This window comes from Undibacterium sp. TC9W (assembly GCF_049339865.1).
GTDB lineage: Bacteria > Pseudomonadota > Gammaproteobacteria > Burkholderiales > Burkholderiaceae_D > Undibacterium.
Window position 1 is genome coordinate 80,491 of sequence record NZ_JBMPPJ010000001.1, and the last position, 14,617, is coordinate 95,107.

15 protein-coding genes and 1 pseudogene are annotated in these 14,617 nt (G+C 50.6%); 11 read left to right on the plus strand and 5 right to left on the minus strand.

Annotated features, from left to right (window positions below):
• Nucleotides 1-4: 4 nt before the first annotated feature.
• From nuoN to ACO0LN_RS00420, 4 genes and pseudogenes are all read left to right on the plus strand, one after another.
• The gene (gene nuoN, locus ACO0LN_RS00405) at nucleotides 5-1,480 is read left to right on the plus strand and encodes an NADH-quinone oxidoreductase subunit NuoN (RefSeq protein WP_232062983.1); all 1,476 of its coding nucleotides are present in this window, start codon (nucleotides 5-7) and stop codon (nucleotides 1,478-1,480) included.
• 11 nt (nucleotides 1,481-1,491) lie between these two features.
• Nucleotides 1,492-1,566, plus strand: a pseudogene (locus ACO0LN_RS00410) (DUF2818 domain-containing protein); the annotation flags it as partial.
• A 123-nt stretch (nucleotides 1,567-1,689) separates the two neighbouring features.
• Nucleotides 1,690-1,950 carry a DUF2818 family protein gene (locus tag ACO0LN_RS00415; protein WP_422970766.1) on the plus strand — a complete coding sequence of 87 codons (261 nt, stop codon included), beginning with the start codon at nucleotides 1,690-1,692 and terminating at the stop codon, nucleotides 1,948-1,950.
• Nucleotides 1,943-2,509: an NUDIX domain-containing protein gene (locus tag ACO0LN_RS00420; protein WP_422970448.1), complete on the plus strand. Its 567-nt coding sequence runs from the start codon at nucleotides 1,943-1,945 to the stop codon at nucleotides 2,507-2,509. Before ACO0LN_RS00415 ends, ACO0LN_RS00420 begins: the two co-directional genes overlap by 8 nt.
• Before the next feature lie 391 nt (nucleotides 2,510-2,900).
• On the opposite strand, the gene ACO0LN_RS00425 is transcribed toward ACO0LN_RS00420, so the two are convergent.
• Entirely contained in the window at nucleotides 2,901-4,523 is a 1,623-nt protein-coding gene (locus ACO0LN_RS00425) for an electron transfer flavoprotein-ubiquinone oxidoreductase (protein WP_422970767.1), read from the minus strand.
• Nucleotides 4,524-4,866: 343 nt separating this feature from the next.
• Here ACO0LN_RS00425 and ACO0LN_RS00430 point away from each other — a divergent pair, with 343 nt between their 5' ends.
• Entirely contained in the window at nucleotides 4,867-5,643 is a 777-nt protein-coding gene (locus ACO0LN_RS00430) for an SDR family oxidoreductase (RefSeq protein ID WP_422950641.1), read from the plus strand.
• Nucleotides 5,640-6,101: an acyl-CoA thioesterase gene (locus ACO0LN_RS00435; RefSeq protein ID WP_422970449.1), complete on the plus strand. Its 462-nt coding sequence runs from the start codon at nucleotides 5,640-5,642 to the stop codon at nucleotides 6,099-6,101. The genes ACO0LN_RS00430 and ACO0LN_RS00435 overlap by 4 nt, the downstream gene beginning before the upstream one ends.
• Nucleotides 6,102-6,181: 80 nt before the next feature.
• On the opposite strand, the gene ACO0LN_RS00440 is transcribed toward ACO0LN_RS00435, so the two are convergent.
• Nucleotides 6,182-6,742, minus strand: coding sequence for a LuxR C-terminal-related transcriptional regulator (locus ACO0LN_RS00440; protein WP_422970450.1), 561 nt, complete (start codon nucleotides 6,740-6,742; stop codon nucleotides 6,182-6,184).
• A gap of 181 nt (nucleotides 6,743-6,923) precedes the next feature.
• Here ACO0LN_RS00440 and ACO0LN_RS00445 point away from each other — a divergent pair, with 181 nt between their 5' ends.
• Nucleotides 6,924-7,625, plus strand: a complete 702-nt coding sequence (locus ACO0LN_RS00445; RefSeq protein ID WP_422970451.1) for a CoA transferase subunit A — start codon at nucleotides 6,924-6,926, stop codon at nucleotides 7,623-7,625.
• A gap of 18 nt (nucleotides 7,626-7,643) precedes the next feature.
• Nucleotides 7,644-8,285 (plus strand): CoA transferase subunit B, encoded by a 642-nt coding sequence (locus ACO0LN_RS00450; protein ID WP_422970452.1) that lies wholly within the window; start codon nucleotides 7,644-7,646, stop codon nucleotides 8,283-8,285.
• A gap of 102 nt (nucleotides 8,286-8,387) precedes the next feature.
• On the opposite strand, the gene ACO0LN_RS00455 is transcribed toward ACO0LN_RS00450, so the two are convergent.
• A complete protein-coding gene (locus ACO0LN_RS00455; RefSeq protein WP_422970453.1) occupies nucleotides 8,388-8,912 on the minus strand; it encodes a DUF3617 domain-containing protein in 525 nt (174 codons plus the stop codon).
• A gap of 102 nt (nucleotides 8,913-9,014) precedes the next feature.
• Nucleotides 9,015-9,809, minus strand: coding sequence for a 3-hydroxybutyrate dehydrogenase (locus tag ACO0LN_RS00460; RefSeq protein WP_422970454.1), 795 nt, complete (start codon nucleotides 9,807-9,809; stop codon nucleotides 9,015-9,017).
• 173 nt (nucleotides 9,810-9,982) lie between these two features.
• Between ACO0LN_RS00460 and ACO0LN_RS00465 the strand changes: the two genes are divergently transcribed.
• Genes ACO0LN_RS00465 through ACO0LN_RS00475 form a run of 3 tightly spaced genes read left to right on the plus strand, consistent with a single transcriptional unit; the run spans nucleotide 9,983 to nucleotide 13,467 of the window.
• Nucleotides 9,983-10,852, plus strand: coding sequence for an alpha/beta fold hydrolase (locus tag ACO0LN_RS00465; RefSeq protein WP_422970455.1), 870 nt, complete (start codon nucleotides 9,983-9,985; stop codon nucleotides 10,850-10,852).
• A gap of 21 nt (nucleotides 10,853-10,873) precedes the next feature.
• Nucleotides 10,874-11,224 (plus strand): RidA family protein, encoded by a 351-nt coding sequence (locus tag ACO0LN_RS00470; protein ID WP_162041795.1) that lies wholly within the window; start codon nucleotides 10,874-10,876, stop codon nucleotides 11,222-11,224.
• Nucleotides 11,225-11,229: 5 nt separating this feature from the next.
• Nucleotides 11,230-13,467 carry a RelA/SpoT family protein gene (locus tag ACO0LN_RS00475; RefSeq protein WP_422970456.1) on the plus strand — a complete coding sequence of 746 codons (2,238 nt, stop codon included), beginning with the start codon at nucleotides 11,230-11,232 and terminating at the stop codon, nucleotides 13,465-13,467.
• A gap of 40 nt (nucleotides 13,468-13,507) precedes the next feature.
• On the opposite strand, the gene ACO0LN_RS00480 is transcribed toward ACO0LN_RS00475, so the two are convergent.
• The gene (locus ACO0LN_RS00480; protein ID WP_422970457.1) at nucleotides 13,508-14,443 is read right to left on the minus strand and encodes a cation diffusion facilitator family transporter; all 936 of its coding nucleotides are present in this window, start codon (nucleotides 14,441-14,443) and stop codon (nucleotides 13,508-13,510) included.
• Between the last annotated feature and the right edge of the window lie 174 nt (nucleotides 14,444-14,617).

Consider the following 14,617-nt stretch of genomic DNA (forward strand, 5'->3'; position numbering starts at 1 on the left):
TAATATGAACCTGATACCACTTTACCCTGAAATCTTTTTGCTGCTGGCGATTTGCGGCATCTTGCTGACTGATATGTTTTTGCCGGACAGCAAACGCAATGTGACGTATGCGCTCAGCATACTGGCATTGACGATCTGTGGTGTCCTGACAGTGGTATTCGCTGATCCGGTGAAGTCGGAATACGTCAGTAATAATATGTTCGTTTCTGATCCCATGGCCGTATTGCTGAAGCTGTTTTCTTATATCGCAGTAGGCGTGACCCTGATTTATTCCCGTCAATACGTCAGCGACCGAGCAATGACCAATACCCACCTTGGCGGTGAGTACTATGTGCTGGCGCTGTTTGCCTTGCTGGGCCAGATGGTGATGATCTCTGGTAATAATTTCCTGGTGATCTACCTTGGTCTGGAATTGATGTCCCTGTCACTGTATGCCCTGGTTGCCCTGCGTCGTGACCATACCGTTTCTACTGAAGCGGCGATGAAGTATTTTATCCTCGGTGCGCTGGCGTCCGGTTTCATGCTGTACGGTATCTCCATGTTGTACGGTGCTACTGGCTCTTTGCAGTTGAATGAAGTCGTTAAAGTCACTGCAACAGCTACGGCAAATAAAACTATCCTGGTTTTCGGTATCGTTTTCCTGGTTGCGGGTCTGGCATTCAAACTGGGCGTGGTGCCTTTCCATATGTGGGTGCCTGACGTGTATCAGGGCGCACCAACTGCGGTGACTTTGTTACTGGGTGGTGCACCCAAGCTGGCGGCGTTTGCAATTACCTTCCGTTTGCTGGTAGAGGGGCTGTTCCCACTGGCAGTTGATTGGCAACAGATGCTGGTAGTGCTGGCGGTCTTGTCGATGGCGATAGGTAATCTGACGGCGATTGCGCAAACCAACTTGAAGCGCATGCTGGCTTATTCCACCATTTCGCAAATGGGTTTCATGTTGCTGGGCATGTTGTCTGGTGTGGCAAATGGTAATTCTGACCTGGCAGTCGATGCTTACAGCTCTTCCATGTTCTACAGCATCACTTATGTATTGACGACGCTGGGTACCTTTGGCGTCATCATGCTGCTGGCACGTTCAGGTTTTGAAGCAGAAAACCTCGAAGACCTGAAAGGCTTGAACAAGCGCAATCCATGGTTTGCCCTCGTCATGCTGCTGTTGATGTTCTCGCTGGCAGGTATTCCACCTATGATGGGCTTCTATGCCAAGCTGTCAGTTTTGCAGGCGGTTTTATCTACTGGTAAATTGTGGCTGGCTATCGTTGCCGTACTGTTCTCGCTTATAGGTACTTTCTATTATCTGCGTATCGTCAAACTCATGTATTTTGATGATCCAGTAGATAATAGTCCTATCGTTGCCAGTGCTGACATGCGCATGGTCTTGAGCGTGAATGGTCTGATGGTCGTGGTTCTGGGTATCTTGCCAGGTTCGCTGATGACAGCCTGCGTGAACGCCATCTCCAATACACTCAAATACTGATACGGCCAGCAGTGGGTAATTCTGCATCGACCTGGTTGATCATCGTGTTGGCAGTTCTGGCTGCCAACCTGCCTTTTTTGAATGAGCGCTGCTTTGGCATCATTGCTTTGCAGCGTTTTGCTTTCCTTAAATCTATTTTCTTCCGTACTCCTGAACTTGCATCGGGAGTCTATTTAGCCGTTATAGATCCACACGCAGATGGCGAGATAATGTCATCTAGCGATCGTCCGACTTTGAAGAATGAGGTTTTGACTGATGTACCAGCGTTAGTTGTAAAATCATTATGGCTGCGCCTCCTTGAATTGATTATTCTTTATTTCATAGTTGGTGCCATCGCTTTTGTTCTTGAATCTGCCGCTGGTAATCGCTTTCCCCAAGGCTGGGAATTTTATGCGATTAATGCCTGTCTTTTTCTGGTGCTCGCTTTCCCCGGTTTTGTGTACCGTTACCTGAAGCGCAATCATGGCTGAAAAAATCACCAGCAAGCTGGATCTGCAAGAAAACAAGATCAGCAGCGAGCTGGTGTATGAGGGCAGTTTTCTCAAAGTCGATAAAGATGTTGTGTCTCTGCCGGATGGGCAGACTGCTACGCGTGAATACATACGTCACCCGGGTGCCGTGGTTATCATCCCCTTGTTTGACGATGGCCGCATCCTGCTGGAAAAACAGTTCCGTTATCCCTTACATCAGGTCTTCATAGAATTCCCGGCTGGCAAAATAGATGCAGGTGAAGATCCCTTGCTGTGCGCTCAGCGCGAGTTGCGCGAAGAAACTGGCTATACAGCCACTGACTGGTCTTTCGTCTGCACCATACACAACGCCATCGCTTACTCAGACGAGCATCTGAACATCTATCTGGCCAAGGGTTTGACAGCAGGGCAGGCCGCCCTTGATGAAGAAGAGTTCCTCGAAGTATTCACTGCTACACTGCCAGAAATGCTGGACTGGATCAGATCCGGCCAGATCACCGACGTGAAAACTGTCATAGGCACATTCTGGTTGGAGAAAATCCTGGCTGGTAAGTGGTGAGCACAGGTTGGAGTCTTAAAGAGCCTCGAAAAAAAAGCCGCTGATTAGCGGCTTTTTGCACTATGGAGGAGGTGAAGTTTCAATTCATATTGGAGCAGGAGGCGCTGAGTAAGCGTAGCGAGCGGCATCAGTGAACTGTAACAGTTGAAACTGGCATGCCTTACTCTTGCGCAACGATCATTGCAGCGTTGCAAATGCTCGCGATAGCTTAACTATCGCTGTGCTTTGCGCCTTGCCATGATCGCCGGGCAAGAGTCTTTCACTCCCGTTTCAACTATTACAGTCCACCAATTTTAGTTAAGAAGCGAAGTCGTACAAACATACGACGACGAATTTACAAAAACAGCAGGCTAAAAGTAAGGCCGCACAGTAGCTTAATCAGCGTCTCATGCTACATGTTTGGATAATTGGGTCCGCCCCCACCTTCAGGCGTCACCCAGACGATATTCTGCGTCGGATCCTTGATGTCGCAAGTCTTGCAATGCACGCAGTTTTGCGCATTGATTTGCAGGCGGTCTGCGCCTTCTTCAGTTTTTACGAACTCATACACACCAGCCGGGCAATAACGCGCTTCCGGGCCTGCGAATTTGGCCAGGTTGACGGCGACCGGTACATCAGCATTTTTCAAGGTCAGATGTATAGGCTGATCTTCTGCATGATTGGTATTCGAGATGAATACTGACGACAGGCGGTCAAAAGTCAGCTTGCCATCTGGTTTTGGATAAACGATGGGCGTGAATTCAGAAGCAGGGCGCAGGCATTCATGATCTGCCTTGCTGTGATGCAGCGTCCATGGAGCCTTGCCACGCAAGACGACCTGATCCAGCCATACCAGCGGTGAACCATAAGTGCCACGCTTGAGCAGGGGTTTTACGTTGCGCGCAGTATATAACTCTTCATGCAACCATGATTGTTCGAATGCTGTTGAATACGCACTCAGTTCATCATGCTGGCGGTTGGCTGATACTGCCTCAAAGGCCGCTGTTGCAGCCAGCATGCCAGTCTTGATTGCAGCATGGCTACCCTTGATGCGGCTCATATTGAGGAAGCCGGCATCACAGCCTATCAATGCGCCACCCGGGAACACCAGTTTGGGCAGGGATTGCAAGCCACCAGCAGTAATCGCACGCGCGCCATAAGAAATACGTTTGCCGCCTTCAAAGAAGGTGCGGATAGAAGGGTGGGTCTTGAAGCGCTGGAATTCTTCGTAAGGCGACAGGTAAGGGTTTTCATATGCGAGGCCAACCACATAACCAACTGCCACCAGATTGTCTTCGAGGTGGTACAGGAAAGAACCGCTGTACTGATCCATCAGGGGCCAGCCTGTCGTGTGCACGACCAGGCCCGGCTTATGTTGTTTGGGGTCGATTTCCCACAATTCCTTGATGCCTATGCCGTAGGATTGCGGGTCTTTGCCCTTGTTTAAATCGTATTTGGCAATGACTTGCTTGCCCAGGTGACCACGGGCACCCTCAGCAAACAGCGTGTACTTGGCATGCAGCTCCATGCCAAGCTGGAAAGAAGAGGAGGGCTGGCCGTGGCGATCTACACCCATATTGCCAGTTGCAACACCTTTGACGGAACCATCTTCGTTATACAAGACTTCTGCTGCGGCAAAACCGGGAAATACCTCCACACCCAGCGCTTCAGCCTGCTGACCCAGCCAGCGGGTCACATTGGCCAGCGAAACGATGTAGTTGCCATGATTCTCGAAACAGGCTGGCAGCATCCAGTTAGGCGTGCGGTAAGCTTTAGTCTCGGTCAGAACCAGGACGCGGTCTTCTGTCACTTCGGTATTTAATGGTGCGCCCATTTCCTTCCAGTTGGGAAAGAGTTCAGTCAGGGCCTTTGGGTCCATGACCGCGCCAGACAGGATGTGGGCACCAGGCTCACCACCTTTTTCGAGTACGCAGACCGAGACTTCCGTGCCTTTTTCTGCGGCCAGTTGCTTGATCTTGATGGCTGCTGACAGGCCAGCGGGTCCGCCGCCGACGACGACGACGTCATATTCCATCGCGTCGCGTGGGCCGTACTGTTCAAGTATGCTTTGTGTCATGGCTATTTTCACTTTCTGAAGATTTTCGAACGAGCGTGCTTATTTGCTGTCAGCATGTTATCTGCTGTGTATATATTGCGCAAGCGAGGGTGTGCTCAAATTTTTATTGTTGTGGAAGTACAAAATACTCAGAATTATCGCAGAGCCAACTTTGGTGTGCATTAAGATCATGTGAAATGGCAGGAAAATTTCAGTAAATATCCTCAACTAATTCAAATCCATACAACACAAGCATAATCAGTATGTCATCATAGCGGGTGATAGAGTAGTAAGCTTATTCAAATTATTCGTGGAGAATCAGATGGGCATAGAAGTCAATTTCGAAGGCAAGATTGCATTGATTACTGGTGCTTCCAGTGGCCTTGGTGCGCGTTTTGCAAAAGTCCTGGCACAGGCAGGCGCGCAAGTTGTACTGGCTTCGCGCCGTATAGACAGGCTTAAAGAATTGCGTGCCGAGATCGAATCTGAAGGTGGCGCGGCCCATGTGGTTGCTCTGGACGTCACGGATTACGGCAGCATCAAATCAGCGATTGCTCATGCGGAGACAGAGGCTGGCCCTATCGATATCCTGATCAATAATTCTGGTGTGTCGACCACACAACGCCTGGTCGATGTGACGCCGGACGATTATGCCTATGTCATGGATACCAATCAGCGCGGTGCGTTTTTCGTGGCGCAAGAAGCAGCCAAGCGCATGATCGCCCGTCACAAGGGTGATCCTAAAAAACAACATCGCATCATCAATATCGCTTCAGTAGCTGGTCTGCGCGTCTTGCCGCAAATAGGCATTTACTGCATGAGCAAAGCCGCCGTGGTGCACATGACCAAGGCCATGGCAGTGGAGTGGGGCAAGTATGGTATCAATGTGAATGCGATTTGCCCAGGCTATATTTCAACTGAAATCAATTCTGACTATTTCTCTACTGATGCAGGTCAAAAACTGGTCGATATGCTGCCAAGAAAACGTGTTGGTACACCAGAAGACCTCGATGGTTTGTTGCTCTTGCTGGCGGCGGAAGAATCCCGCTTCCTCAATGGTGCCATCGTTACTGCCGATGACGGTATGAGCGTGCAATGATAGAGAACAAGGTCACGGAAAAGAAACTGGTCTATACCGTCACCATTCCTATCCGGTGGGGCGATATGGATGCCATGGGCCATGTCAACAATACCGTGTATTTCCGTTATATGGAACAGGCGCGTATTGAATGGCTTAGCATGATGGGTTGCCTGCCGGATGACAAGGGTAATGGCCCGGTCATCGTCAATGCCTATTGCACCTTCAAGAAGCCCCTGAAATATCCGGGGCAGGTGGAAGTGTGTACCTATATCGGTGCAGCAGGCCGCAGCAGTTTTGAAACCATACAGGAAATGCGTTCAGTCGGTGACGGTTATGCCCTGTATGCCGAAGGTGGGGCCAAAGTGGTGTGGGTATCTGCCGAGACGGGCAAGTCCGAGGCCTTGCCTGAAGCCATCAAGCAAAAGCTCAGCGAAATCAAGGTCGCAAAACGTCAATCCAGGACTGCGAAGATCTGAATTACCTCAGTTGTATGATGTGAATGGATCATGCAAAAGGTCGGCCAGGAACGTCTCTGTATTTGAGCTTGTTGCAACGCTCAACGCATGATGCCCAGCAATTTGTGCACAAGTTCGCTGGATGTCGCTGAATTGAATTTGCGCATGAGTTTGGCCCTGTGCATTTCTACTGTTCTGGGGCTGAGGTCTATCTGGCGGGCAATCAGTTTGCTGGTCTTGCCTTCTACCAGCAGCGCAGCAATTTCTCGCTCCCTTGGTGTCAGCTCGGCGGTGACAGAGCGTTTTGCACTGAGGTCTTCAAAAGTCCAGATGCCGGCAGCATGAGGGTTGTCCTTGTTCAGGCCACGGCCCGAGACGTGGCACCAGAACAGCTCCTGACTGGCGCGTTTCATGATGCGCTCATCAGAGTAATAGCCCTTGGCATTCATGATGGGCGTGATCCTGGCCCCGGTACGTTCAAATTCGTCGTGACTGGGGTAAAGTACCAGGAATGACTGGCCCAGCAATTCATCTTTTTGATAGCCAAACATTTTAGCCAGATCATCATTGCAAGCCTGGATAATACGGTTTTGCGACACGCACATACCGACAGGTGCATGTTGAAATATGGATTCAAAATCGATGGGCTGTGCGGAATTCATTTCTGCGGTTCACTGACAGGTTTCTGGTAAAGGCGTATTTTTACGGTATTGCGCAGTATAACGCAGCATCATATCCTGTAAGACTAATGATTTGCGTGGCTGTTGGTAGTGTGTTGGAAGTGTGTTGTGTACAGCCATTTGACAAAAGAAATATCGATTCACAACCTGGAGAGGGGACAATATGGACAAAGTTTATCCTGACGCAGCCAGTGCTCTGGCTGGCATCATCAAGGACGGCCAGACTATCGCCGTAGGCGGTTTTGGTCTGTGTGGCATACCTGAGGCACTGATCGCTGCCTTGCGCGATTCCGGTGTCAAGGAATTGACTGCCATTTCAAATAACGCTGGTGTAGATGGCTTTGGCCTGGGCCAGTTGCTGACAACCCGTCAGATCAAGAAAATGATTTCATCCTATGTCGGTGAAAACAAGGAATTTGAGCGCCAATATCTGGCTGGTGAACTGGAACTGGAATTCACGCCACAAGGTACGCTGGCAGAAAAATTGCGCGCTGGCGGTGCCGGTATCCCGGCCTTTTTCACCAAGACCGGTGTAGGTACGATAGTTGCCGACGGCAAGGAAATCCGCGAATTTGATGGTCAGAAATATGTGATGGAACGCTCACTGGTATCTGATGTATCCCTGGTCAAGGCATGGAAGGCTGACAAGGCCGGTAATCTGGTATATCGCAAGACTGCGCGTAACTTCAATCCCAATGTAGCGATGGCTGGCAAGATCACCGTGGTCGAGGTTGAGGTACTGGTAGAAATTGGTGAACTGGACCCGGATGAAGTCCACACACCTGGCATTTTCGTGCAGCGTATCGTTGTCAATGCCAATCCAGAAAAACGTATAGAACAGCGTACCGTACGCCCATCGAATTAAGATAGCAGGAGACAAGACATGGCATGGAATCGTGATGAAATGGCTGCACGTGCAGCACAAGAATTGCAAGACGGCTTTTACGTCAATCTGGGCATAGGCTTGCCTACCCTGGTCGCCAACCATGTACCGCAAGGTATGGAAGTCTGGCTGCAGTCAGAAAATGGCTTGCTGGGCATAGGCCCATTCCCGACCGAAGAAGAAGTTGATCCCGATATGATCAATGCTGGCAAGCAAACGGTGACAACCTTGCCCGGCTCATCAATATTTAGCTCGGCTGACTCTTTCGCCATGATACGCGGCGGCAAGATCAATCTGGCTATTCTGGGGGCGATGCAGGTCAGCGAACATGGCGACCTGGCCAACTGGATGATACCTGGCAAAATGGTCAAGGGCATGGGCGGTGCGATGGACCTGGTAGCGGGTGTAGGTCGTGTTGTTGTGCTGATGGAGCATGTTGCCAAGGGCGATGCGCACAAAATATTGAAAGTCTGTAATCTGCCTTTGACTGGCGTGGCTGTCGTGAATCGTATTATCACTGATCTGGGTGTTATTGATGTGACCCCAGCGGGCTTGAAACTGGTTGAACTGGCCAACGGCGTCAGCAAGGAAGAAATCATTGCCAAGACCGAGGCAGCTCTGGATGTCAGTGCGCTAGCCTGATAGCTGAGTATAGCTGAAGGTGATTTAAAACAAAGGCCGGTGCGTATGTACCTGCCTTTTTGCTTTTGAATAAGATAGGAACGCGATAGAAGCGCGATGAATTTATTTCTTCGGCGGCATAGGGAAAGGTTTGGTGTCGCCACAATCACCGCCCAGCCATTTGCCTGTGGTTTCCATATGATGATCAATCGGCTTGCCGTGTGAAACGCCTTTGAAATCATAGACCGAGTTCACGCTATCAGGAGTCATGCTGCCCTTGACGATACCTGTGCCTTTCATGTCCGGGCTGTCGCAGACCATCTCGGCAGTGTAGGTATTGCCAGAGCGGTTGAAACTCTTGTTCTGGCAGTGCTGTTCACGGCCACCGGTAGGTGGTTTTTCCTGATCTACCATTTCTTTGGTGAGGCAGACCTTACTCACCATCGCACCGTTTTGCATGTCAGGCATTTTAATGCCCATCTGCTTCATTTTTTCCAGTTGCTCAGGCGGAATCTTGGGCATGGCCTTCATGGCATCTGACTTGGTCGTCATTTCCCATAGGCCCGGCTTCATCTTGTCAGCCGCAGCGCAGGTGGCGGCATTCAGTAAAATTGCAGAAACCAGGACGATGCGCATTGCAGTTCGCATGGGTGCTCCCTATTCAAATGTGTGATGAAACTATACATCTGAATTCGGGGGCACTACCAGTGAAACAAAATACTTTGACGTACCTTGGCTCTGTTTTGTGGCTTATTGGGCTACCCAGCCACCATCCATATTCCAGGCTACGCCACGGATCTGATCGGCTGCTGCGCTGCAAAAAAATACGGCCAAAGCACCTAATTGCTCTGGGGTGACGAACTCACCTGAAGGTTGTTTTTCGGCCAGCAAGCGTTTTTTTGCCGTTTCATTGTCAACGCCGTCTTTTTCTGCGCGTGCATCTACCTGTTTTTGCACCAGTGGTGTCAATACCCAACCAGGGCAGATGGCATTGCAGGTAATGCCGGTCTGGGCGGTTTCCAGTGCCGTGGTCTTGGTAAAGCCAACCATGCCATGTTTTGCCGCCACATAGGCAGACTTTTGCGCCGAAGCAACCAGGCCATGGACGGAAGCCAGGTTGATGATGCGTCCCCAGTTTTTTTGTTTCATATGCGGCAAGGCCAGGCGAGTGGTATGGAAGCTGGAAGTCAGGTTAATGGCTATGATGGCATCCCATTTTTCCACCGGGAAGTCTTCAATATTGGCAACATGCTGTATGCCTGCGTTATTGACCAGGATATCAACACCACCAAAATTGTCACTGGCGAATGTCATCATGGCTTCGATTTCGGCAGCTTTGCTCATGTCAGCATTGTGATAAGCAGTCTTCACGCCAAATTCGCTTTCCAACGCAGTTTGCATTGCCTGTATCTCTTGTCTGTCGCCAAAGCCATTGAACACGATATTTGCGCCTTCAGCAGCCAGGGAGCGGGCTATGCCCAATCCTATGCCAGAAGTTGACCCTGTAATAAGTGCGGTTTTACTTTTAAACGAAGATACTGACATGCTGTCTCCTGTAGTGTAGTTTTTAGTAAGGGGATAAGTGCAAATAGCAGTTGGTGAAAGCTCTTTTTGTCTAAAAAGCATGCATGCCAACAGTTAACAATGATTTTAAGCGCAACGAACGGTAAAATGTCGGTCATAAGCGCTAGTAAAAATACTGTTCACGAGGAAAATCCATGCAGGCAAGACGCAAATCAGTGCAATGTATCTCGCCTACCGGCTTGCACGCCATGTCATATAAAGAGTGGGGCGACCCGCTCAATCCCAAGGTCCTGGTCTGTGTTCACGGTGTGACACGGGTGGCAGAGGACTTTGATTCCCTGGCCGTGGCATTATGCGATGAGTACCGTGTGGTATGCCCTGATGTGGTCGGGCGTGGCTATTCAGGTCGCTTGCGCAATCCCATGCATTATCAGATTCCGCAATATGTCAGTGATATGGTCAGTTTGCTGGCCAGGTTGGATGCCGAAACAGTGCACTGGTTTGGTACATCCATGGGTGGCCTGATAGGCATGAGTCTTGCAAGTCTGCCTGACAATCCCATCAAAAAGTTGATTCTGAATGATGTGGGTCCAGTGCTTAATCCTGATGCACTTGCCAGGATAGGCGACTACATAGGCCAGGATGTGCGCTTTGACAGTTTTGAGGAAGCGCAAGCCTATATCAAAGCGATCTCGATTTCATTTGGCCCGCACAGTGAGGCTCAGTGGGAAAAACTGGCGCGCGATGTTCTGCGTCAAAATGAGCAGGAGCAATGGGTACGACACTATGATCTGGGTCTCGCGCAGCCTATCAAGGCCAGCACGCCAGAATTGGCGGCAATTGCGCAGACCATGTTGTGGGCAGCGTATGATGCAATAAGTTGCCCTACCTTGCTGGTGCGTGGCGCAGAGTCGGATTTACTGACGGCTGAATCAGCGCAGGCGATGACGCAACGTGGCCCGCGCGCCCGGCTGGTGGAATTTGCCGGCGTGGGACATGCTCCGACGTTTGTGCAGCCTGATCAAATAGCAGTAGCTGTTGATTTTTTATTGAACCAGGAATAAGTTTAAAAATAGAGTCAAAAAATGAGTATCCAAAGATTTCACGTAGGTCCGCGTTTGTCCGAAACCGCCATTTTTAACAAAGTCGTCTATCTGGCCGGGCAAATTCCTGATGACGCCAGCCAGGATATAGCAGGGCAAACAGCGCAAGTGCTGGCCCATATAGACCGTTTGCTGGCCGAGGCAGGCAGCGACAAATCGCGCATACTCAGTTGCCAGATATTTTTGTCTGACATCAGTCTCATCGGTGGCATGAACCAGGTATGGGACGCCTGGGTTGCACAAGGTAATACACCGCCGCGTGCCACGGTAGAAGCCAAACTGGCCAATCCTGCCTGGCTCATTGAAGTCGTTGTCACTGCAGCGCAGATATAAATCATATGGTATCAATCTCGACCACAGCAACTGAAGCGGCTTTGCTGGAAGGCTTGTCTGAAGCCGATGCAGAGCGCGTCATTGCGGCGCTGGAATACGTCACCCCTCTCTATGCCAACAAATGCGTGGTCACAGAGCAAAATGCCCTGCAATTTGTGAATGGCGTGGTGGCGACACTGGCCATGTTGCGTACCGATGTTGATACCCGTATTGCGGCCATCCTGTTTGAATTGCCAGAACTGAACCCGATTGCCGCAGAGCAGATAGAAATTCGCTTTGGCAAAGAAATCGCCGATCTTGTCACTGGCATACGCCGCCTGATGAAGTTGCGCGAAGCCGCTTTGACGCAGCATGATGTAGGCCGTGGTAAAGATGCTGCTGAAAAAGCCGCCAGCCAGATGGAAACCCTGCGCAAGATGGTGCTGGCCATGGCCACCGACATGCGCGTAGTGCTGGTGCGCCTGGCATCAAGGGTAACCACCTTGCGTTACTTTGCTGAGTGCAAGCGCGAAGATGGCGCGGCCCAGCAATATGCCAGTGAAACCATGGACTTGTACGCGCCGCTGGCAAACCGCCTCGGTGTCTGGCAACTCAAATGGGAGCTGGAAGACCTGTCTTTCCGTTTTCTCGAGCCGCAACAATACAAGCGCATTGCCAAGATGCTGGAGGAAAAGCGCCTGGAACGTGAGAGCTTTGTCGTCAATGCGATAGAAAGACTGAACAAGGAATTGCAGATAGCTGGCATCAAGGCCGAAGTATCAGGACGGCCCAAGCATATCTACAGTATCTGGAAAAAAATGAAGGGCAAGTCAGTCAACTTTGATGAGTTGTACGACGTGCGCGCTTTTCGCGTTATCGTTGATGATATCAAGGATTGCTATACTGTCTTAGGCTTGGTTCACAATGCCTGGACACCGATACCCAAAGAGTTCGACGACTATATTTCCCGCCCCAAACCGAATGGCTACAAGTCATTGCATACAGTCGTGGTAGTAGAAGACGGCAGGCCGCTGGAAGTGCAGATACGTACGCGTGAAATGCATCAGTTTGCCGAATATGGCGTCGCAGCGCACTGGCGCTATAAAGAGTCAGGCGGCTCAAATTTCTCCGCCCAGGAATACGACGAAAAAATCGCCTGGCTCAGGCAATTGCTGGCCTGGAAAACCGATGTTACAGATGTCGTCGTTGAGCAGGAAGAGTTGCAGCGCGAGTGGGTGGAAAAACTCAAGGCCGCCAGCCTGGATGACAGAATTTATGTGCTGACCCCGCAAGCCCGTGTCATAGAACTGCCCTGCAATTCCACTCCTGTGGATTTCGCCTATCACCTGCATACCGATGTTGGTCATCGCTGCCGTGGTGCGCGGGTTGATAATGTCATGGTACCGCTGAATACGCCCTTGCAAAATGGTCAGACGGTAGAAATCATTACCTTGAAGGTTGGCTCTTCTCAGGCAGGCCCATCACGCGACTGGCTCTCGCCAGATTACTCTGCCAGCACCCGCACACGTACCAAAATCCGCGCCTGGTTCAATGCCATCGATCAGGAAGAAACCCTGTCGAATGGCCGCGCCCTGGTAGAAAAGACTTTGCAACGCGAAGGAAAGACTGCAGTCAACCTTGAAGAACTGGCGCGCAAGCTTGGTTTTGCTGATGTCAATGATCTTTTCCTGTCCGTTGGTAAAGATGAATTCAGCCTCAGGCAAATAGAAACAGTCTTGCGTGAGAATGTTGTGGAAGTTGAGCCGGATGAACTCAGCTTCACCAACAAAAGCCGTGCATCCAGCGTTACGCAAGGTGCTAAATCTGGCGTGCTGGTGGTTGGCACTGAAGGCTTGATGACGCAACTGGCGCGTTGCTGCAAACCGGCACCGCCAGATGATATTGTCGGCTTTGTTACCCGTGGTAAAGGCGTTTCTATTCACCGCCTGACTTGCAAGAATTTTGCCGAGATGCGCAACAAGGCACCCGAGCGCGTCATACAGACGACCTGGGGCGATCATGGCAAGGACACAGTTTATCCCGTCGATATCTTTGTGCTGGCGCAAGACCGGCAGGGATTGCTGCGTGATATTTCCGAGGTATTTTCCCGTGAAAAAATCAATGTGATAGGCGTCAATACCCAGAGTGCAAAATCACAAGCGCGTATGTCGTTTACTGTGGAGATAGGCGGCACTACACAGCTCCAAAAGGCACTGCATGTGTTGCATGAAGTCAGTGGCGTTCTCGAAGTGCGCAGAAATTAAATTGTTTGCACGGGATGATATTTCATCCCGTGTTTATATTTTAGTCCTGATATTCTTCGCTCTCGGCGACTTCTGCTTGCAGCGTAATATGATCAATCTTGTGCTTACTGAGCAACATGGCCTTGACGCTTTCAAGTATGCGAGGCCAGGCGCTGAGGTCTTCAATTTCCAGGTGGCCAATAAGGGCAGGGTAGCCGGGTGACATTTCCCATACATGCAAGTCATGCACTGACACTACGCCATTGATATCTTCCAGGTCGGCACCGATTTGCACATAGTCTATGTGATGTGGCACACCTTCCATCAGGAAGTGATAAGACTCCTTTAGCACCGAGAATGTAGATTTCAAAATCAGCAGCGAAACAAAAATCGACAGCAGCGGATCGATTTGCATCCAGCCAGTTTTGTAGATCACCGCACCGGAGATGATGGCTGCGACAGAGCCCAGCAAGTCGCCCATGACATGTACCAGCGCAGCTTTGGTGTTCACGCTGTCCTTGTCATGCGAAAGTACCCAGGCAACTACGATATTGATTGCCAGGCCTATGCCGGCCACCAGCATGACAGTGCCGCCTTGCACCGCTTCTGGGGTAGAGAAACGTTGTATCGCTTCTTTGCATATCCAGACGATGACGCCCAGCATCACCAGACCATTGACAAAGGCGGCGAGTGCTTCAGCGCGGCCAAAGCCAAAAGAGTTTTTTGCTGTGGGCGGGCGCTTGGCGATGATTTGCGCGAGCAGGGCCAGGCCCAGGGCGGCAGCGTCAGTCACCATATGCCCGGCATCAGAGATTAATGCCAGGGAGTTGGAGATGAAACCAAACGCGACTTCGACGCCAGCAAAACTCAGGGTCAGGCCCAGAGCCCAGGCGAGAATTTTCTGGCTGCGGTTTTCAAAATAGTGTCTGTGCTCGGCATCGCCGTGCCTGTGGTCATGCAAATGTTCGCTGCTCTGATGATGAGAGGGGGAGGTCATGTAGAGTATGGTGCTGTGTTAAATATGGCATTAGTGTAGCCTAAGGCTGGGTTATATATATACATGGCAATTTTATGGGTGCTGTTTTTTTCAATTGATAGAGCTAAATAGGCAGTCTTGATATTCAGGTTTATACAGGGCGTGGAAATATTTTGCCCGAGGGGGCTAGCAATT

Coding starts and splice junctions, on each gene's coding strand:
- ACO0LN_RS00420 (WP_422970448.1), top strand. CDS start 1,943: ATGGCTGAAAAAATCACCAGCAAGCTGGATCTGCAAGAAAACAAGATC.
- ACO0LN_RS00435 (WP_422970449.1), top strand. CDS start 5,640: ATGATAGAGAACAAGGTCACGGAAAAGAAACTGGTCTATACCGTCACC.
- ACO0LN_RS00450 (WP_422970452.1), top strand. CDS start 7,644: ATGGCATGGAATCGTGATGAAATGGCTGCACGTGCAGCACAAGAATTG.
- ACO0LN_RS00480 (WP_422970457.1), bottom strand. CDS start 14,443: ATGACCTCCCCCTCTCATCATCAGAGCAGCGAACATTTGCATGACCAC.
- nuoN (WP_232062983.1), top strand. CDS start 5: ATGAACCTGATACCACTTTACCCTGAAATCTTTTTGCTGCTGGCGATT.
- ACO0LN_RS00455 (WP_422970453.1), bottom strand. CDS start 8,912: ATGCGAACTGCAATGCGCATCGTCCTGGTTTCTGCAATTTTACTGAAT.
- ACO0LN_RS00425 (WP_422970767.1), bottom strand. CDS start 4,523: ATGGAATATGACGTCGTCGTCGTCGGCGGCGGACCCGCTGGCCTGTCA.
- ACO0LN_RS00430 (WP_422950641.1), top strand. CDS start 4,867: ATGGGCATAGAAGTCAATTTCGAAGGCAAGATTGCATTGATTACTGGT.
- ACO0LN_RS00440 (WP_422970450.1), bottom strand. CDS start 6,742: ATGAATTCCGCACAGCCCATCGATTTTGAATCCATATTTCAACATGCA.
- ACO0LN_RS00465 (WP_422970455.1), top strand. CDS start 9,983: ATGCAGGCAAGACGCAAATCAGTGCAATGTATCTCGCCTACCGGCTTG.
- ACO0LN_RS00445 (WP_422970451.1), top strand. CDS start 6,924: ATGGACAAAGTTTATCCTGACGCAGCCAGTGCTCTGGCTGGCATCATC.
- ACO0LN_RS00460 (WP_422970454.1), bottom strand. CDS start 9,809: ATGTCAGTATCTTCGTTTAAAAGTAAAACCGCACTTATTACAGGGTCA.
- ACO0LN_RS00475 (WP_422970456.1), top strand. CDS start 11,230: ATGGTATCAATCTCGACCACAGCAACTGAAGCGGCTTTGCTGGAAGGC.
- ACO0LN_RS00415 (WP_422970766.1), top strand. CDS start 1,690: ATGTCATCTAGCGATCGTCCGACTTTGAAGAATGAGGTTTTGACTGAT.
- ACO0LN_RS00470 (WP_162041795.1), top strand. CDS start 10,874: ATGAGTATCCAAAGATTTCACGTAGGTCCGCGTTTGTCCGAAACCGCC.